16 protein-coding genes are annotated in these 17,518 nt (G+C 68.3%); 9 read left to right on the forward strand and 7 right to left on the reverse strand.

Annotated elements, in window-relative coordinates:
* Positions 1 to 21 precede the first annotated feature (21 nt).
* Both nth and ACWDRB_RS39440 read left to right on the forward strand, forming a co-directional pair.
* Positions 22 to 744, forward strand: coding sequence for an endonuclease III (gene nth / locus ACWDRB_RS39435; RefSeq protein WP_350732715.1), 723 nt, complete (start codon positions 22 to 24; stop codon positions 742 to 744).
* A 40-nt stretch (positions 745 to 784) separates the two neighbouring features.
* Positions 785 to 1,432: an NUDIX hydrolase gene (locus ACWDRB_RS39440; RefSeq protein ID WP_397372667.1), complete on the forward strand. Its 648-nt coding sequence runs from the start codon at positions 785 to 787 to the stop codon at positions 1,430 to 1,432.
* On the opposite strand, the gene ACWDRB_RS39445 is transcribed toward ACWDRB_RS39440, so the two are convergent.
* A complete protein-coding gene (locus ACWDRB_RS39445) occupies positions 1,429 to 1,941 on the reverse strand; it encodes a HEAT repeat domain-containing protein (protein WP_350732717.1) in 513 nt (170 codons plus the stop codon). The genes ACWDRB_RS39440 and ACWDRB_RS39445 overlap by 4 nt on opposite strands.
* Positions 1,942 to 2,022: 81 nt before the next feature.
* Between ACWDRB_RS39445 and ACWDRB_RS39450 the strand changes: the two genes are divergently transcribed.
* A complete protein-coding gene (locus tag ACWDRB_RS39450; protein ID WP_350732719.1) occupies positions 2,023 to 3,213 on the forward strand; it encodes a MarP family serine protease in 1,191 nt (396 codons plus the stop codon).
* Between the two features lie 10 nt (positions 3,214 to 3,223).
* Here the strand turns inward: ACWDRB_RS39450 and ACWDRB_RS39455 are convergent, their stop codons facing one another.
* Genes ACWDRB_RS39455 through ACWDRB_RS39465 form a run of 3 tightly spaced genes read right to left on the reverse strand, consistent with a single transcriptional unit; the run spans position 3,224 to position 5,014 of the window.
* Positions 3,224 to 3,667, reverse strand: a complete 444-nt coding sequence (locus ACWDRB_RS39455; RefSeq protein ID WP_355202715.1) for a DUF309 domain-containing protein — start codon at positions 3,665 to 3,667, stop codon at positions 3,224 to 3,226.
* On the reverse strand, positions 3,664 to 4,584 hold the full coding sequence (locus tag ACWDRB_RS39460) for an alpha/beta fold hydrolase (protein ID WP_363976932.1): 921 nt from the start codon (positions 4,582 to 4,584) through the stop codon (positions 3,664 to 3,666). Before ACWDRB_RS39460 ends, ACWDRB_RS39455 begins: the two co-directional genes overlap by 4 nt.
* Positions 4,574 to 5,014 (reverse strand): phage holin family protein, encoded by a 441-nt coding sequence (locus tag ACWDRB_RS39465; RefSeq protein ID WP_449902606.1) that lies wholly within the window; start codon positions 5,012 to 5,014, stop codon positions 4,574 to 4,576. Before ACWDRB_RS39465 ends, ACWDRB_RS39460 begins: the two co-directional genes overlap by 11 nt.
* On the opposite strand from ACWDRB_RS39465, the gene ACWDRB_RS39470 reads away from it, so the two are divergent.
* A complete protein-coding gene (locus ACWDRB_RS39470) occupies positions 5,013 to 5,144 on the forward strand; it encodes a hypothetical protein (RefSeq protein WP_350732724.1) in 132 nt (43 codons plus the stop codon). The genes ACWDRB_RS39465 and ACWDRB_RS39470 overlap by 2 nt on opposite strands.
* Before the next feature lie 174 nt (positions 5,145 to 5,318).
* On the opposite strand, the gene acs is transcribed toward ACWDRB_RS39470, so the two are convergent.
* Positions 5,319 to 7,292 carry an acetate--CoA ligase gene (acs, locus tag ACWDRB_RS39475; protein WP_350732726.1) on the reverse strand — a complete coding sequence of 658 codons (1,974 nt, stop codon included), beginning with the start codon at positions 7,290 to 7,292 and terminating at the stop codon, positions 5,319 to 5,321.
* 311 nt (positions 7,293 to 7,603) lie between these two features.
* Between acs and ACWDRB_RS39480 the strand changes: the two genes are divergently transcribed.
* From ACWDRB_RS39480 to ACWDRB_RS39500, 5 genes are all read left to right on the forward strand, one after another.
* Positions 7,604 to 8,386 carry an oxidoreductase gene (locus tag ACWDRB_RS39480; RefSeq protein ID WP_449902609.1) on the forward strand — a complete coding sequence of 261 codons (783 nt, stop codon included), beginning with the start codon at positions 7,604 to 7,606 and terminating at the stop codon, positions 8,384 to 8,386.
* Between the two features lie 1,253 nt (positions 8,387 to 9,639).
* The gene (gene ssd, locus ACWDRB_RS39485; protein WP_449902612.1) at positions 9,640 to 10,680 is read left to right on the forward strand and encodes a septum site-determining protein Ssd; all 1,041 of its coding nucleotides are present in this window, start codon (positions 9,640 to 9,642) and stop codon (positions 10,678 to 10,680) included.
* Positions 10,677 to 11,861, forward strand: a complete 1,185-nt coding sequence (locus tag ACWDRB_RS39490) for a TadA family conjugal transfer-associated ATPase (protein WP_449902614.1) — start codon at positions 10,677 to 10,679, stop codon at positions 11,859 to 11,861. The genes ssd and ACWDRB_RS39490 overlap by 4 nt, the downstream gene beginning before the upstream one ends.
* Positions 11,862 to 11,883: 22 nt before the next feature.
* Entirely contained in the window at positions 11,884 to 12,591 is a 708-nt protein-coding gene (locus tag ACWDRB_RS39495; RefSeq protein WP_449902617.1) for a type II secretion system F family protein, read from the forward strand.
* Between the two features lie 667 nt (positions 12,592 to 13,258).
* Entirely contained in the window at positions 13,259 to 14,053 is a 795-nt protein-coding gene (locus tag ACWDRB_RS39500; protein ID WP_449902619.1) for a type II secretion system F family protein, read from the forward strand.
* A gap of 464 nt (positions 14,054 to 14,517) precedes the next feature.
* Here ACWDRB_RS39500 and ACWDRB_RS39505 read toward each other — a convergent pair whose 3' ends face one another.
* Positions 14,518 to 14,919, reverse strand: coding sequence for a hypothetical protein (locus ACWDRB_RS39505; RefSeq protein ID WP_449902622.1), 402 nt, complete (start codon positions 14,917 to 14,919; stop codon positions 14,518 to 14,520).
* Positions 14,920 to 16,599: 1,680 nt separating this feature from the next.
* Entirely contained in the window at positions 16,600 to 17,247 is a 648-nt protein-coding gene (locus ACWDRB_RS39510; RefSeq protein WP_449902624.1) for a hypothetical protein, read from the reverse strand.
* Positions 17,248 to 17,518: the final 271 nt, after the last annotated feature.

Below are 17,518 nucleotides of genomic sequence, written 5' to 3' on the forward strand. Positions count from 1 at the left end.
GGAAGCTTCTAGTCTTGCGGCATGGCCACGAACGCGGCGGGGCGCAAGCCGGAGACCCGGCTCGCATTGGTACGGCGGGCCCGCAAGATGAACCGCATCCTCGCGGACACCTATCCAGAGGCCCACTGCGAGCTCGACTTCGGCAACCCGTTAGAACTTCTGGTCGCGACCATCCTCTCCGCCCAGTGCACGGACAAGCGGGTCAACATGGTCACCCCCGTCCTCTTTGCGAAATATCCGACAGTGGAGGACTACGCCGCCGCCGACCGGTCCGAGATGGAGGAGATCATCCGCTCGACCGGATTCTTCCGTGCGAAGACCAACAGCATCATCGGCATGGCGCAGGCGGTGTGCGAGAAGTACGGCGGCGAGGTGCCCGGCAAGCTGAAGGACCTGGTCACCCTGCCCGGCGTGGGCCGCAAGACCGCCAACGTGGTGCTGGGCAACGCGTTCGACGTGCCGGGGCTCACCGTCGACACCCACTTCCAGCGGCTGGTGCGGCGTTTCGGCTGGACGGAGGAGACCGACCCCGTCAAGATCGAGCACGTCGTGGGGGAGCTGCTGCCCAAACGCGAGTGGACGATCTTCTCCCACCGGGTGATCTGGCACGGCCGCCGCATCTGCCACGCACGGCGGCCCGCGTGCGGTGTGTGCCCGCTGGCCGCGCTCTGCCCGTCGTACGGCACGGGTCCCACGGCGGCGGCCGAGGCCGAGAAGCTCGTCAGGCCCGGCCCCTTCTCGTGATCGCGGGAAGTCCCCGGTGTCCCGGCGTGTTGGAGGATGCGTGACCCAAGTGCCCGACTGGCTCGACCGACTGGCGGCGCAGGCTCAGCGCTTCGACGTACCGCGGTGGTGGACGCCCCCCAACGGCAGCGGGCGGGCCGCCGCGGTGCTGATGCTGTTCGGCGAGGGGGCGCTCGGCCCCGACGTCCTGCTCATCCAGCGCAGCACGCTCGGGCGCAGGCACGCGGGCCAGCCCGCCTTCCCCGGCGGCGGCGTCGACCCCGACGACGGAGGACCCGTCGCGGCGGCGCTGCGCGAGGCCGAGGAGGAGACCGGGGTCGATCCCGCGGGCGTCCACGTGCTGTGCACGATGCCCGAGCTGTACCTCAGCCACAGCGACAACCGGGTCACGCCCGTGATCGCCTGGTGGCGCGAGCCGTCGGCCGTGCACGCGGCCTCGCCGAGCGAGGTGGAGTCCGTGGAGCGGGTGCCGATCGCCGAGCTGGTCGACCCCGCCAACCGGGTCACGCTGCGGCATCCGAGAGGGTCGGCGGGGCCCGCGTTCCGGGTGCGAGGGATGTTGGTGTGGGGGTTCACCGCGATGGTGCTCGACACCGTGCTGCGCGAGGGCGGGCTGGCGCGCCCGTGGGACTCCGCGCAGGTGGAGGACCTCCCGCAGGAAGTGATCGACCTGGCGTCCAGGGGTTAGCGGGACGAGCGCAGGGCCACGCCCAAGGAGGCCCAGCCCGCCACGTCCTTGTCGCTGTCGGCCGCCAGCGCGCGCAGCGTCTCCAGGCCGGCCCGGTCGGGGGGATCACCGAGCACGTGCTGCAGCGCGTACGCGGCGCCGTAGCGCACCCTCGCGTCGTCGTGACCGGCCAGCTCGATCACCGACGGCAGCGACCGCGGGTCGGCCAGGTGCCCGAACGCGATCAGCACCGAGTAGAGCACCATGGCGTCGTCCTCGCTGGCCGCCAGGTAGCGCAGCACCGGCAGCGTACGGTCCACGAACGGCTGCAGCATCCCCATGATGTCCACGCCGAGCAGCCGCTCCGCCACCGTGTCCGCGGCGCACAGCCGGCGCGCCTCGATGAAGGACTCCAGATCACCGCGCTGCCGCAGCACGGAGATCACGTGCCAGCGCAGGGGGCCGTCGGGGTCGGTGTCGCACAGAGCTGCCTCGATGAGATCGCGCACTGTTTCCTCGGCCGACGGCATACCGCTCAAGGTAGCCACGCGGTGACGCCGTCCTGGCGGAAGACGTGCACACTTGACCGTATCCCTGGTTAGCTTTGAAGCGTGCGCGGTGATCTGCTTGACCTCATCTTGATCGGCCTCGTGATCGCCTTCGGCGTCTCGGGTTACCGGCAGGGCTTCATCATCGGGGCGATGAGCTTCGTGGGGTTCGTCGGCGGGGCCGTGCTCGGCGTCTTCATCGCGCCACCGATCTCCAAGGCCCTGGTCAGCGGCGACACGCCGCAGGCGCTGCTGGCGATCGTGATCGTCTTCCTGGCCGCCACCATCGGCCAGTTCGCGTCCTCGACGCTCGGCGCCGTCGTGCGCAGCCACGTCACGTGGGAGCCCGCCAAGGTGGCCGACGCGGTCGGCGGCACGTTCTCCAGCGCGCTGTCCGTGCTGGTGATCGCCTGGCTGATCGGCTCGCTGATCGTCTCCACGGCCTTCAATCCCCTCGTCGACCAGGTGAAGAACTCCGCGCTGCTGACCACCGTCGACGACGTGATCCCGCAGGCCGCGCGCAACTGGCAGCAGCCGTTCAAGAAGTTCATCGACCGGTCGGAGTTCCCGCCCGTCTTCGACGCCATCGGCGGCGGCACGATCGTCGACGTGCCGCCGCCCGACCAGAGCGTGCTGCAGGGCTCCAAGCTGAGCCGCGCCCGGCGGGCCATCGTCAAGGTGCAGGGCAACGCGGAGAGCTGCAACAAGCACATCGAGGGCACCGGCTTCGTCTACGCCCCCGGCCGGATCATGACCAACGCCCACGTGGTCGCCGGCGTGACCCGCGACCTGCAGGTCATCGATTCCAACAACACGCCGCACGCGGCCACCGTCGTGCGCTACAACCCGCGCCGCGACATCGCCGTCCTCTACGTGCCCGGCCTCGACCTGCCGCAGCTCTCCTTCGACGGCGACGGCTCGCGCGGCGACAGCGCCATCATCGCCGGGTTCCCCAAGAGCAAGGGGTTCACCGCGGAGCCGGCCAGGATCGGCGGGCAGCTCGACGCCGAGGGGCCCGACATCTACCGCGACGCCACGGTCAGGCGCAAGGTGTACGCGATCCGCGGGAAGGTGCTGCCCGGCAACTCGGGCGGCCCGCTGCTCACGGTGGACGGCCGGGTCTACGGCGTGATCTTCGCCGCCGCGATCAACGAAGAGGAGACCGGCTACGTCCTGACGGCCGAGGAGGTCGCCCCCGACGCGGCCCAGGGCCGCAACGACACCACCCCGGCCAGCACCCAGAAGTGCGACTGACGCCCGGCCCTCAGCCGGGCAGCTTGTCCAGGATCGCGGCGACGGCCTCGTCGGGGTCGCTGTCCTGGCCGAACCCCGAGGCCGCCTTGCCGACCGCGTCGTACGCGCCGCCGTACCCCTGGACCCTGGCGGCGCCACGGCCGAAGAGGGTCAGCGCCCCGCGCCCGTTGCCGCGCTGCAGGTGCGTCAGCCCGACGCAGATCTGCGCGAGGCCCTGCCACAGCTCGCGCTCGTCCTCCGGCGCGCATTTCCAGCGGCCCTCGAACACCTCGTGCGCGTTGAACGGCAGGCCCTCGCCGAGGAAGCCGCGGGCGTCGGCCAGAGCCTGTTCGGTGGTGGGGGCGTAGTCGTCGGGGACCCGGGGCACGCCGGGTTCGCCGTAGGGGAGCGGCCTGCCGTACGCGTCGCGCGGCCTGGCGTTACGGGGCCTGCCCTCGGGATCGCGGTCTCTCATCGGTCGGGCTCCGGATCGGCCAGCCAGCCGAGCAACTCGGTGTCGAACACGTCGGGGATCTCCTCATGGGGGAAGTGGCCGGCTCCTTCGAGCAGCCGCCACCGGTACGGGGCCGCCACGTAGCGGCCCGAGCCGTGCGCCGTACGCGGCAGGGCGCGCGGGTCGAGCGCCCCGTGCAGGTGGAGTGTGGGGGCCTCGACCGCGGTGCGCATGGCCCTGGCGTAGCGGCGGCCGTCCGGGCGCAGCTGGGAGCGGCCGAACCAGCGGTGGTACTCCAGCGCGCAGTGTGCCACGGCGGGGATGCGGAACGCCTCTCGGTACGTACGCGCGGTCTCGGGATCGGGCCAGCCGGGCCGCGACCAGTCGTCGAGCAACCGGCCCACCAGGGCCCCTTCGCGGCGCCTGAGCCGGTGCTCGGGCAGCAGCGGCAGCTGGTGGCCCAGTGACTGCCGGCTGGCCCTGAGCTGGCCGAACGGGTCGCCCAGCAGCGCCTTGCGCAGGCGCAGGGGATGGGGGGCGGACACGGCGACCAGCCGGTGCACGCACTTGGGATCGAGCACGGCCATCGTCCAGGCCAGCAGCCCGCCCCAGTCGTGCCCCACCACGATCGCGCCGGTCTCGCCCAGCGCCCTGATCAGGCCGGTCGCGTCGGCGGCCAGGGTGGGCAGGTCGTAGCCGCGCGGCGGCTTGTCGCTGCCGCCGTAGCCGCGCAGATCGGCCGCGACGGCCCGGTAACCCGCCTTCGGCAGCGAGACGAGCTGGTTGCGCCACGTCCACCAGAACTGCGGGAACCCGTGCAGCAGCAGCACCAGCGGCCCTTCGCCCGCCTCGACGACGTGGAAGCGGGTGCCGCCCGCGTGGACCGCGCGGTGCGTCCAGGGTCCTTCGATCTGTACGACCGACTCGTCAGGTGCCATCACGTGTCACCGGCTCACGATCGGGACGAACCGCCGGCAGCGTCTCGTCCTCGGGCGTGGCGATCTCCTTGAGCCCCTTGATCGACCTGGCGGTGCGCTTCATCCCGGCCAGTCCCTTGAGCCGCCTGACCCCGATGAACACCAGCAGACCCGCCACCACCAGGTAGAACACGGTCACGATGAGGAAGGCCAGCCAGTTGGGCAGCCACTGCGCCAGCACGAACGCGATCGTGAACGAGGCGAGGATCAGGCACAGGTGCGCCATGAAGGCGGCGGCGGCGAACAGGCCGCCCGCCGTGCCGACCCGCTTGGCGTCGAACCTGAGCTCGGCCTTGGCCAGCTCGATCTCCGAGCGGACCAGGTCCGAGATCTGACTGCTCGCCTGGGCGACCAGCGAGCCCAGGGATTCTTCCTCGGGAGTCTGCGGCATGAACGTCTCCTATCGAGGCCTGGTGGCCGTGTCAAACATCATCCAGCGCGATGCGACGCTCGCGTACCGTGTGAAGCGGTACCGCCGCCAGGAGCTCTTCCGACAGTTTCGCCAGGCCGAGCCGCGCTGACAGCCAGGCGCCCCGAACACGCCGAAACTTGTCGAGCGCGAGTCCCGCTATCACTCCCAGAACTACCCGATCGAACAAGATAGCGCCCGCGCCGGGTACTCCGGGCTTCGCCCCAGGCTCTCAAGAGCCAGGCGCATGTCCCCGTATTTCGGGACATGCGCCTGGGATGTGGGATCAGTCCTCGGACTTGGCGGACGGGAGCTTCTCCGAGATCAGGTTCATCACCGTGCTGTCGGCCAGCGTGGTGACGTCGCCGACGCTGCGGTTCTCCGCGACGTCGCGCAGGAGGCGGCGCATGATCTTGCCGGAGCGGGTCTTGGGCAGCTCCGGCACGACCAGGATCTGGCGCGGCTTGGCGATCGGGCCCAGGGTCTTGGCCACGTGGTTGCGCAGGTCGGCGGCGATGTCGTCGCTCTCCTCCGCCGAGCCGCGCAGGATCACGAACGACACGATCGCCTGACCGGTGACCGGGTCGGTCGCGCCGACCACCGCCGCCTCGGCCACCTTCGGGTGGCTGACCAGCGCGCTCTCCACCTCCGTGGTGGAGATGTTGTGGCCGGAGACGAGCATGACGTCGTCCACGCGGCCGAGCAGCCACAGGTCGCCGTCGTCGTCCTTCTTGGCGCCGTCGCCGGGGAAGTACATCCCGTCGAACCTGCTCCAATACGTGTCGATGTAGCGCTGGTCGTCGCCCCAGATCGTGCGGAGCATCGACGGCCACGGCTCGCGTACGACGAGGAAGCCGCCGCCCCCGTCGGGGACGCTGTTGCCCTGGTCGTCCACCACGTCGGCGGCGATGCCGGGGAGCGGGCGCATCGCTGCGCCCGGCTTGCCGGCGGTGACGCCGGGCAGCGGGCTGATCATGATGGCGCCGGTCTCCGTCTGCCACCAGGTGTCGACCACGGGGCAGCGGTCGTGGCCGATGTGCTCGCGGTACCAGACGTATGCCTCGGGGTTGATCGGCTCGCCCACGGAGCCCAGGATGCGCAGGCTGGACATGTCGAACTTCGCGGGGATGTCGTCACCCCACTTCATGAACGTCCGGATCGCGGTGGGCGCCGTGTAGAGGATCGTGATCTTGTACTTCTGCACGATCTCCCAGAACCGGCCGCGGTGCGGGGTGTCGGGGGTGCCCTCGTAGATGACGCTGGTGGCGCCGTTGGCGAGGGGGCCGTACACGATGTAGGAATGGCCGGTCACCCAGCCGATGTCGGCCGTGCACCAGTAGATGTCGGTGTCGGGCTTGAGGTCGAAGACCGCGTGGTGCGTCCAGGCGGTCTGGGTGAGGTAGCCGCCGGTGGTGTGCAGGATGCCCTTGGGCCTGCCGGTGGTGCCGCTGGTGTAGAGGATGTACAGCGGGTCCTCGGCGTCGTGGGGCTCGGCGGTGTGCTGGTCGCTCTGCCGGTCGACCAGGTCGTGCCACCAGACGTCCTTCTCGCCGAAGGCGACGTCCTGGCCGGTACGGCGTACGACGAGGACGTTCTCGACCTGCGGGCACTCGGCGACGGCCTCGTCCACCGTGGGCTTGAGCGCCGACGGGTTGCCCCTGCGGTAGCCGCCGTCGGCGGTGATGACGAGCTTGGCGTCGGCGTCGTCGATCCGGCTCTTCAGCGCCGTGGCCGAGAAGCCGCCGAACACCACGGAGTGGATCGCCCCGATGCGGGCGCAGGCCAGCATCGCGATCGGCAGCTCGGGGATCATCGGCATGTAGACGGCCACCCGGTCGCCCTTGCCGACGCCCAGCTCCTGGAGGGCGTTGGCGGCCTTGCTGACCTCGCGCTGGAGGTCGCTGTAGGTCAGGGTACGGGTGTCGCCCTCGGGCTCACCCTCCCAGTAGTAGGCGACCTTGTCGCCGCGGCCCTCCTCGACGTGGCGGTCGACGCAGTTGTAGGCCACGTTGAGCTCGCCGCCGACGAACCACTTGGCGAAGGGGGCGTTCCACTCGAGGGTCGTCTCCCACCGTTTGGCCCACGCCAGCCTCTCGGCCGCACGCTCCCAGAAGGCGAGACGGTCGGCGGCGGCCTCGTCATATGCGGCGGCGGTCACGTTCGCGGCCGCCGCCAGGTCAGCCGGCGGTGCGAACCGGCGGTTCTCCTGTAGCAGGTTCGACAGCGCCTGGGTCTCGTTGCCGGGGGTCTCCGGGGCCACCTCGTGCTCCTTCTATGGCCAGATTGGATAGGTCGTGTCCCACTTCACCAGCTCACGGCCTCCACACACAAGAGGTCTAGACAGGTCTGTACCGAGGGGTCCCCGATTATCAGGTCGCATGACAACCGCTATTGAAACGTTGTCATCTTGCAATCTGGCGGGGGCCCATAAAGGGCTCCGCATATTCGGCGCCCGGTGATTTCTCAACCCACGGTCACCTTTTGAGCGCGCCCTGCCTCCCCTCGAGGCGCTGGTACGGTCGTCACCCGGTGGAGCGAGAGCGGTCGTACCCGCCGGTAAGGTCGGTTTCCGTGAGTGACCCACTGGCTGTCATCGCGGAGTTCCCCGGCGTCCCCGAGGCGGTCGACGCCGCCAGGCAGGACGTCGACCGGCTGTACCGCCACCGTGTCCTGCGCCGGGCCAGCCCGGCCGTCTCGACGGAGTCGTCCCTGCGCGGCGCCCGGGCCTCGGCATCCCTGGAAGGCGTGGACGTGTCCCTCGACGCCCTGCGCCGGGACGAGGTCCACGACCCGCTGGTCCAGGGAGCCCTCCGGGCGTCGGCGGAGCTGGGCCGCCTGGGCTCGTTGTGGCGGACGGCGCCGAGGCAGGTGCTGGCCCGCCTGCACACGGTGGCGGCCGCCGGCCTGGCGCCGCAGTCCGCCCTGGGCCGTCCGCGGGCGGTGGACGAGGCGCCGGACCCGCTGGGACTGGGGCCCGCGCCGGGCGCTTCGGAGGCGGCGACGCGCATGGAGGGGCTGCTCGGGCTGCTCGAACGGCCCACGAAGGCGCCCGCGATCGTGCTGGCCGCCGTCATGCACGCCGAGCTGGCCGTACTGCGTCCTTTCGGCGCGGCGGACGGGATCGTGGCGCGCGCGGCCGAGCGCCTGACCCTGGTCGAGTACGGCCTGGACCCGAAGTCCCTCGTGGCCGTGGAGGTGGGGCACCTGGAGCACGCCTCGTACGCCGGGGGCCTGAGTGCGTACCTGAGCGGGACCCCGGAGGGCGTCGCCCAGTGGGTACAACAGTGTGCCTCCGCAGTAAGTCTCGGGGTGCGCGAAGCGACCGCCATCTGCGAGGCGATGCAACGAGGCTGAGGTCGCGGCGGCGGAAGCGCAGGTGGGAGCGTTGGGCCGGGCCGCCGACATAGCTGACGGCGTCTCAGTCAAGAGACGCCGTCTGCTGGCACATCACACCGGGTTACCAAGCGTGCACCTCTATTCGTCGGAGCGGGTCAAGCCCGTCACGACGCGCCTCCCGCGGCTGGTCGCGCGTGGGTACCCGGCTGATGCGCCCGGACAAGAGGTCCGTGACACCTTTCTACGTCGGATCCGCCCTGATGGGAAGCCCTCGGACCAAGACCTTTACCCGCCTATGAGCAGGGCCCCGGCATGCGTCGCCATCGCCACCCTCCGTGATCTGGTTACCAACCTGTGATGATTACAGAGAGTGACCGTCTTTATGTGATCGTTATGGCGCAGACAAAAAACTTGGCGAAAATGCGAGATTGCTCCTCGACGAAACTCGAGTCCATCGGGCAGCATACGGGGGTATCGCCCGAAACTGGAGCAACCGTGCACGGGGACCTTTGCCAGTCCCTTGCCAGGCTCTGGTGAAGTGATGAAAGCTTTCTTCTGAAACGGGACCGGCTCTACCCCCCCGGAGCCGGACCGATCAGGCGACCCCCGCTCTCCCCCCCGGCGGGGGTCGCCCCTTTTCCACCCCAAGTCCGTACACCACGCCCTCCACACCGCCACTCGCCCTCCCACGGCCCCGGCGCCTTCCCACGGCCTGCCTCTCACCGAGCGCCGCCACCACCGCGCTCCCTCCCACGGCGTCTCACTCGCCAAGCGCACTTCGCTACGGGCCTTCGCCAGCGCCTCCCACCGAGCGCTCTCCGACACGGCGCCCTCTCACGGCGTACCTCACCGTGCCCCCGTCACTGCGCCCTCCCACGGATCGCCGCCAACCGAGCGACCCCGCACGCCTCGGGCCCTCTTGCGGATGACTCGCACCGAGCGACCCCGCACGCCTCGCACCCTCCTACGGCGCGTCTCCACCACTGCGCCCTTCTACGAGGCGCTTCTACCAATCGCACCCTCCACCGCGCCCTCTTGCGGATGCCGCTAACCGAGCGCCTCCCGCACACCCCGCACCCTCCTGCGGACACCTCTCACCGCCTTCGCGACAGCAGCACCACAATCCCCACCGACGCCTCCAGGCCAGGCCACTTATCCACAGGCCCACCACAACCCCCACCCAACAATCCCCAGAACCCCGTTCACCCTCTCCCCACCCCACCCACCTCCAGCAAGGTGAGCCTCCCGACACCACCCCCGGAGAGGCCGACATGCACCGCCCCCTGGTCATCACCGAAGACCACGCCCTGCTCGACGACCTGGTCCGCATAGCCGCCGCAGCAGGCGCCCAACTCGACGTGGCCCACGTCCCCGCCCACGCCCGCCCGTTCTGGAACCTGGCCCCGCTGATAGCGGTAGGCGCCGACCAGGCAGACGCCGTGGCCGCGAGCTCACCCCCCACCCGAGACCAGGTAGTCCTCGTGACCCGGGCCCCCGACGACCCGGACACCTGGCGAAAATGCGTGGCCGTGGGCGCCCAGGCCGTCGTGACCCTCCCCACCGACGAGCGCCACCTGGTGGAGCGGCTGGCGGACGCCATGGAGCCCGACCCCCGCTCAGGATCCGTGATCTGCGTGATCGGCGGCCGAGGCGGGGCAGGCGCGAGCGTGCTGTCGGCGTGCCTGTCCCTGCGCGCCTCGGGAGACCGTCTCCGGACCTTGCTGGTGGACGCCGACCCGCTGGGCGGCGGCATAGACGCCCTGTTGGGCCACGAGGAGGCATCGGGCGCCCGCTGGGGAGACCTGGTCGCCAGAGAGGGCCGGATCAACTCCAGCGCACTTCAGGCCGCACTGCCGTCGTTCGGCGATCTGGCGGTCCTCTCCTTCCACAGAGGGGAGGTGGCGGCGATCCCCGCCCAAGCCATGCGCTCCGTCCTCGAGGCAGGCCAGCGAGGCTTCGACCTGATAGTCGTCGACCTCCCCCGCCACCTCGACCCAGCCACGATCGAGGCTCTCACCAGGGCGAAGACCACGCTGATGGTCGCCACGGCCGACGTACGCGGCATCCTCTCGGCCGTACAGGTGCTGGGCGAGACCCGCAAGCACACCTCGGACATTCGCGCGATCCTCCGCCCAGGCGTGGTGGACGACGACATGGCCGCGGGCGCCTTGGGCATCCCGTCCGCCGGCACCCTGCCCGACCAGCCGAGACTCACCGCCACCCTCAACCGGGGCGAGCTGCCCAAGCTGGGCCCCCGCACCGTGATGGGCGCCCTGTGCAGCACACTCCTACAAGATCTCCTCCCGACATGAGCACCCTGAAATCGCCCACACCCGCAGGGGCGGTGTCCCAGGAACTGGTCGAAGCAGTCCGCGTACGCCTGGCGAGAGCGGGCGTGGAACCCAGCGCCGCCCAGGTGGCGGTGGCCCTGCGAGCCGAGAAATCCGTGTACGGCGACGCGGAGATCCTCGCGGTGGCCAGGGCACTCTGCGCCGACCTCATCGGTGCCGGCCCTCTGGAGCCGCTCCTGGCCCGGCCAGACGTAACAGACGTCCTGGTCAACGGCCCGCGTGAGGTGTGGATAGACGATGGCGGCGGCCTACGCCGTACCGCTGTGACCTTCGCGGACGACGGGGCCGTACGCCGGCTGGCCCAGCGCCTGGCGTCCGTCGCGGGCAGGAGACTCGACGACGCCTCCCCGTACGTGGACGCCAGACTCGCCGGCGGCGTCCGCCTCCACGCCGTGCTTCCGCCGGTGGCGTCCGGTGGCACCTGCGTCTCGCTACGCCTTCCGCCACGCCGTACGTTCACCCTGGACGACCTGGTGTCGGCGGGCACGATCACCCCATCCGCCATCCCGGTGCTGACCGCCATGGTGACCGCCAGGCTGGCGTTCCTGGTCACGGGCGGCACAGGCACCGGCAAAACGACACTCCTGTCCGCCCTGCTCTCGCTCGCCGACCCGGCAGAACGCCTGCTCCTGGTAGAGGACTCAGCCGAGCTCCGCCCCCTCCACCCCCACATCGTCCGCCTGGAAACCCGCCCGGCGAACCTGGAGGGCGCAGGCGGTGTGAGCCTGCGCGAGCTGGTACGCCAAGCGCTGCGCATGCGCCCGGACCGCTTGGTGGTGGGGGAGGTCAGGGGCAGCGAGGTGGTGGATCTGCTGGCCGCCCTCAACACAGGCCACGAAGGCGGCTGCGGCACCCTTCACGCCAACACCGCCGCCGACGTACCCCCTCGCCTGGAAGCGCTGGGCTGCGCAGCGGGTCTGACCAGGGAAGCCGTACACAGCCAACTGGCCGCGGCGCTCGACGCGGTCATCCACCTGACCCGCGGCCGCCCGGACGGCCGACGCCGCATAGCCGAGATCTGCCTGCTCTCCCGAACGTCAGCCGGCTTCGTCGAGTCGATCCCGGCCCTGACCTTCGACGCGAAGGGCAACTCCCGACCCGGCCCCGCCTACGACGCCCTCTCCCAAAGAGCCCAGCCATGATTCCCACCACCAAGGCCACGCGATGACCGGCGCCCTCATAACAGCACTGTCCACAGCCTGCGCTGTATGGCTGTGGACGGCCCCGGACACCCCCACCACTCGCCTGACCAGGCTCGTCACAGGCAGGGACAAACCCCGCGGGACGTCCCTGAGCACCCGCCTCACCCGCCCTACCCCCGCCCGCCGCGCGCAGCTCTGGCGACACGCATCAATCGAGCTGTGTCAGTCCCTGTCAGCAGAGCTGTCGGCCGGCCGCACGCCAGGAGAGGCACTGACCAGGGCAATCGCCTCAGTGGACTTCCCAGCCGCAGAAACCCTGCGCCCGGTCATCGCCGCGGCAAGAGACGGCGGCGACGTCTCCGCGGCCCTCACCTCATCGGCCCCACAGCAGGGCGGGGAGGGCCTCCGCCAACTGGCGGCCTGCTGGGAAGTAGGCGTCACGGTAGGCGCGGGCCTGGCCGCACTGGTCGAGCGAGTCGCGAGGACGTTGCGTGCGGCCCAAACCCACCGCCAGGACGTCGCCGCCCAACTCGCGGGCCCCCGCACCACAGCCCGCCTCCTGGCCGTACTCCCAGCCCTCGGCCTCCTCATGGCCGCCGCCCTCAACATGCACCCTCTGGACTTCCTCCTGGGCAGCTTCCCCGGCCTCATGTGCCTGATAGCAGGCATCGCCCTCGACGCTTGTGGCCTGTGGTGGACCAACCACATGGCAACCCAAGCGCAAACCTAACCAACACCCCAATCACAGCCCCAACCACCGACCAAAGCCCAAGCGAGCAACCCAAGCACAGGCCGAACAGCCACCCACCCGTATAACACCGCCACCTACACGGAACAGGCCCCAGGGCATCGCCAATCACACACCACCATCACCCATTCAGAACCGACCACACGCTGGGAAGCCCCCGCCCACTCGCAACCGACCACTCACCTTCCTCCCCCAGCTGGAAAGGCCCAGCAGAACCCACCGCCCACCAATCCCCATTCACCAGGCCCGCCACCGCCCAGTCCCGACCACCGCCCAGTCCCGACCACCGGCCCAGCGGCTGCGTCCACCAGGCCCAGCTGTCCACCAAGCGCCCTACCCACCAGGCCACCGCCCAGGCTGGCCACCGCCCAGGCTGGCCACCGCCCAGGCCGGCCACCGCCCAGGCTGGCCACCGCCCAGGCTGGCCACCGCCCAGGCTGGCCACCGGCCAGGCCCAATCACCAAGAGCCCCACCCACCAGGCCACTCATCAGGTCCGCCATCGCCCAGGCCTGGCCACTCACCAGGCCCGTCACCCACCAAGCGCTCCGCCCACCAAGCGCGTCACCCACCAAGCGCGTCACCCACCAAGGTGGTCACGGTGGTCACTCACCAAGCCCCACCCCACTGAACCGATCGGACCCCGCCCAATGCTCGAATGGCTCTCCGCCTTGCTCGCCGGCCTAGCTATATGGCTGTGGGCCTCTCCCCGAACCCCAACAGAACGCCTCTCCCGACTACGCCCGCCAGCCAAGCCCAAGCCCCACCCTCAAGGGCCACATCCAAACCAGCAAACGCAAGCCCGCACTGACGAGCCACTCTGGCAAGATCCCTCTCCAGCCGACATCACCCGCAAGACAATCACCATCGCCACCTGCACCGGCCTGTTCACCGCACTCCTGATCGGCGGCATCCCCGGAACCATCGCCGGCCTCCTGATCACCCCAGTCGCCGCAGCCTTCCTCCACAAGAGACAACCCCAGCAGACCCACCACGACCGCCGCCGAATCGCGGCCGACCTCCCATTCGCCGCCGACTTGATGACCGCATGCCTGCTCGCCGGCCGCCCGGCGAGCGACGCCACTGAAATCGCCGCCAACGTGATCGGCGGGCCTCTCAGCCAGCGGCTGAAATGGGTCAGCACCCAACTACGCCTGGGCGCCGATCCTGACCCAACCTGGGCCACGCTCGCCAAGGACCCAGCCACGGCCCAACTCTCCCGAGCCATGAGCCGAGCGGCTCAAAGCGGCGCACCGGTAGCGGACGTGCTAACCCGCCTGGCCGACGACGCCCGCGAAGCCGCCAGAGCCGATTCCGTAGCCTCAGCCAGAAGCGTCGGCGTAAAAGCAGTAGCCCCGCTCGGCCTCTGCTTCCTCCCGGCATTCGTCCTGCTGGGAATCATCCCCGTAATAGCCGGCCTGGCCTCCACAATCATCATCCCCTGAAGTTCCTACATTGCCAGAACAAGCTGATCAAGGAGAGCCGACGAATCACCCTCGTCAACCCCGGACTCGCGAGAATCAACCCTCAACATCAAGTCCGCTCAGCACACCGGAAGAAGGCCCACACAACCCCACCCCTCTTCCGAGTTCCCCGGACCACGGGGTCGCTGATCACCAATGAGGGGTAACACCTACGGCCCAGCACCGAGCCTCGTGATCGAGGAACACAAGGCCATCCAGACAAACGACCACGCCAGGCCGCCTCCACATCACCCACCGGCATGGAGTCCTCGCCAACGCAGCGACTGCCGAAGAATCCTTCCCGGCGGGCCCGCCGTCGAATGGGCAGCCAACCAAACGCAACCACCCCTATATCGAGTACGGCCTGAGCTTTCGGTGCAGACCGGAGAGATCAGGCCAATCCGCATGCAGGTTCGGCCAGCGATTGAGCCTGAGCCGTCAATCGATCACTGCGTTCGATCGTGAGTGAGGTCTTTGCAGCATCGTGGTCGGTGGGATGTGACGTGCTCATTCATATGCCGTCGTAGAGCTGCCATCTCGTCGCCCTCGCTGCCAAGAGCAGCGAGGTCTTGTCTTATCACGATCTGGACGTTGCTGATCTCGGCCTTCAACTGAGCCATGCTGGTCGCGGTGCCGTCGTTGCTGTGGCACTGGCCCGCTTTGAGCGTGCGGAGGTGCAACAGCAACTCGAGGATCTGTGCCTCTAGGTCCATGAATTCCTGCCTTTGTGCCAGCTCAGACGGATTGTAGGGTCTGGTGACGGGCCGGATTTGGCTGTATGAGCATACGATGACAGAAAGCCCACGCCCACGACAGCCATCGCCTGTAGCAAAGGCGGAGTTCTTCATGCGCAAGCTGCTGTTGTTTCTCCCGCAGGAGATAATCGGACACCGTAGGTGCGGACGTAAATAGGCCCATGACTGGCGAAAGCGGAGAGAAGTGACGAACTCGTAGACTGGCGGCGCATCGAAGATTCACAACAAGAAGGGTCTGCTTCGGATACGTCAAGGAGCAAGAGACTCATCTGCCGAAGACCTCGCCGACACCTTGAAGACCGGTGTACGCGGAGAACTCACTGGCACATTGTCGATGGCGAGACACGCAGGGCCAGTGCTGGAGCGGCCACCCGCCCACGGATCTTTGCAACGCCCTTTCTGGATACTTCCCGCGCGTCCGACCCCGCCTCTAAGGACGCAACGACGCTTCTCGCGTCCTCTGTATCGCCTTCTGATCACTTAACGCTTCCTCTAGCGGGCAAATCCATTCATCTGCCCTTTTGCGTTGCTCTCCGCGCAATTAACACCCCCTCTGAATGGGCAACTCGTTCCTCAGGGCTCGCTATGTCCCCGCGCGTCTACCCAATGCCACTCCTGATGAGAGAGTGCCGTCTTTGGGCCCGGGCAACACCGTCTCCGGTCCGGGCAACACCGCGTCCGAGCTCAGGCAGCGCCGAGTCCGGACAGCGCCGTCTCCGGGCTCAGACAACGCCGCCGCCGACTCGTTCCTCAGGGTTCTCTATGTCGCCGCGCGTCCACCCAATGCCGCTCCTGACGGACAACGCCGTCTTTGGGTCCGGGCAACGCCGTCCCCAGGGTCCAGGCGGCGCCGCGTCCGAGTTCCGGCAGCGGTGTCCTCGAGCTCAGGCAGCGCCGAGTCCAGATAGTGCCGTCTTCGAGCTCAGGCAGCGTCGCGCCGAGCCCGCAACCTATTGCTTGGGCTCTCTATGCCGCCAGCACCGTCTCCAAGGAAGTGACTCGACCCCCAGGCTCCAAATAGGTGCTCTCGGGCCCAACTCCACGCCGCGACCCGCTCCGAGACGCTTCATCCACAAACGCTGGGCCGCGGAACCTCGTCCATCCACAGAAGAACACAGGGTCGTCTGTGGACACTGAAAAGAGACTGTTGCGGCCCTGATCAGGGGGTTGTCGGCTGTCTGACCTGGGGAAAGGCGGGAAAGGCGAAATCAGGGTGTCCCGTAGAGTCTCACGGATGCTCACTGTCGCTGACCATTCGCGGGCCATACACGGGCCAAGCTATTCGGGTGGTGTGGAGGGGTTTCCTGGCGACAAGGGTTCGCCTCCTAGCCTTCCCCCCTGGCCATGACATGGTTGGCTTAGCCCTGGGTGATGGCTGACGGGAAGGCGGTCCCACCGCACCCACTTGCTACCTGCGCTAAGCGATCATGGCCATCCCGGAGTCGGAGCCCCCGCCGGAGGCGGGTCCTTAATGGTCTGCGTAGGGCTACGACGAGTCCAGCGGGCCAGAGGCACGCAGTGCGGCCAGCCCGAGGGGGTTTCCAAAAACGCTTTTAAGTTTGCGTTTGTGGGCTTGGCGCTCCAGTGACACTTCGCGATCATGGTAGGGACTGCGCTGATACTGTAGTGGCTGTCCCGTGCTATTTGATGGTCGCGGTACCAGTGTGACCCGCGTAGGACGCTGGTGATCCTGTCACTGGAGTACTAAGCTGCTCAACCGATACCGCTATCTGTTACGCGGTCATTGCGAGCAGGTCCGAAGCTGTCCGAGGCTCACGTCAGCACAGGTTGCACATCGACTTTGTAGGTGATGTGGTAGGTCCACTGACGGCTCGCGAATTCCCCTCTTTCTTTATCGTGCTTCCAACTCTGATCTGCGAGCGTCCACATATATTCGTTGTCCCCATCCGGCCAGTCGGCTACGTTCACTCTCTTTTGCACCGTCCCAAAGATAGTGTCACCCTCACCGAGGGTCGGCCGAACGGCCAGCGCCAGTGGCGTGGCGGCAAGAATAGCCCCGGCAACCACGCCGTCGGCGACGGAGGGCAGGGATTCGACCGCAGTTTCGATGTGTGCAGTAAGCGTAGAAGCCAACGACCGCAGCCTGTCTTCGTCACCAAAGTCGGTGGTGTACGTGCGGAATTGGAGGCCAAATTCGACGAAGTCATCGACATATACGTTGTCGTCGAATATTATACAATCTCCACCTTCGAAACGGCCAGAACCCGCAGTGTCACGACCGACGTCGTCAAGCGTGACCGGATAGGTCAGAAGTGCCTTACGCTTGGAGCCGGACCGGGGGCCGGTGGCCGCTCCGCCCGCGACGTAGAACGCGCTGCCATAGTCGTAATCGGTGTCCTCGGTGGCCACGTATTCCAGCGTGATGGTGACACGTTTCTGCCTGTCGTTCGACTCTGCCATGAGCTTCTCCTATCAGGAAATCGTCTGAAGCGCGTCCTACGGTCGGCATCCAGTAGCCCATCTGGCGTTGGACCGTGCCAGACAGGCCTGACGATGCCGATGAAGCCAACCCCCAGGCTCCGTGAACGGCAAGAGCCGTTCTCTCGTATGCCCAAGGGCTTACGTGATCGTGCCCAGTCCGATCGAGGATTGCAAGGAGTGCCCAATGGATGCCCCAGCGACTCTCCTTGATGAAGGTGCAACCCCCCAAGAAGAAGGGCCGCGCTGCCGC

Source organism: Nonomuraea sp. NPDC003707 (assembly GCF_053587055.1).

What these genes read in the sequence shown, in the direction of transcription:
- ACWDRB_RS39510 (WP_449902624.1), bottom strand. Translation starts at nt 17,247, where the DNA reads ATGGCAGAGTCGAACGACAGGCAGAAACGTGTCACCATCACGCTGGAA.
- nth (WP_350732715.1), top strand. Translation starts at nt 22, where the DNA reads ATGGCCACGAACGCGGCGGGGCGCAAGCCGGAGACCCGGCTCGCATTG.
- ACWDRB_RS39490 (WP_449902614.1), top strand. Translation starts at nt 10,677, where the DNA reads ATGAGCACCCTGAAATCGCCCACACCCGCAGGGGCGGTGTCCCAGGAA.
- ACWDRB_RS39470 (WP_350732724.1), top strand. Translation starts at nt 5,013, where the DNA reads ATGAACGTCTCCTATCGAGGCCTGGTGGCCGTGTCAAACATCATCCAG.
- ACWDRB_RS39505 (WP_449902622.1), bottom strand. Translation starts at nt 14,919, where the DNA reads ATGAAGAACTCCGCCTTTGCTACAGGCGATGGCTGTCGTGGGCGTGGG.
- ACWDRB_RS39500 (WP_449902619.1), top strand. Translation starts at nt 13,259, where the DNA reads ATGCTCGAATGGCTCTCCGCCTTGCTCGCCGGCCTAGCTATATGGCTG.
- ACWDRB_RS39445 (WP_350732717.1), bottom strand. Translation starts at nt 1,941, where the DNA reads ATGCCGTCGGCCGAGGAAACAGTGCGCGATCTCATCGAGGCAGCTCTG.
- ACWDRB_RS39460 (WP_363976932.1), bottom strand. Translation starts at nt 4,584, where the DNA reads ATGGCACCTGACGAGTCGGTCGTACAGATCGAAGGACCCTGGACGCAC.
- ACWDRB_RS39465 (WP_449902606.1), bottom strand. Translation starts at nt 5,014, where the DNA reads ATGCCGCAGACTCCCGAGGAAGAATCCCTGGGCTCGCTGGTCGCCCAG.
- ssd (WP_449902612.1), top strand. Translation starts at nt 9,640, where the DNA reads ATGCACCGCCCCCTGGTCATCACCGAAGACCACGCCCTGCTCGACGAC.
- ACWDRB_RS39455 (WP_355202715.1), bottom strand. Translation starts at nt 3,667, where the DNA reads ATGAGAGACCGCGATCCCGAGGGCAGGCCCCGTAACGCCAGGCCGCGC.
- ACWDRB_RS39495 (WP_449902617.1), top strand. Translation starts at nt 11,884, where the DNA reads ATGACCGGCGCCCTCATAACAGCACTGTCCACAGCCTGCGCTGTATGG.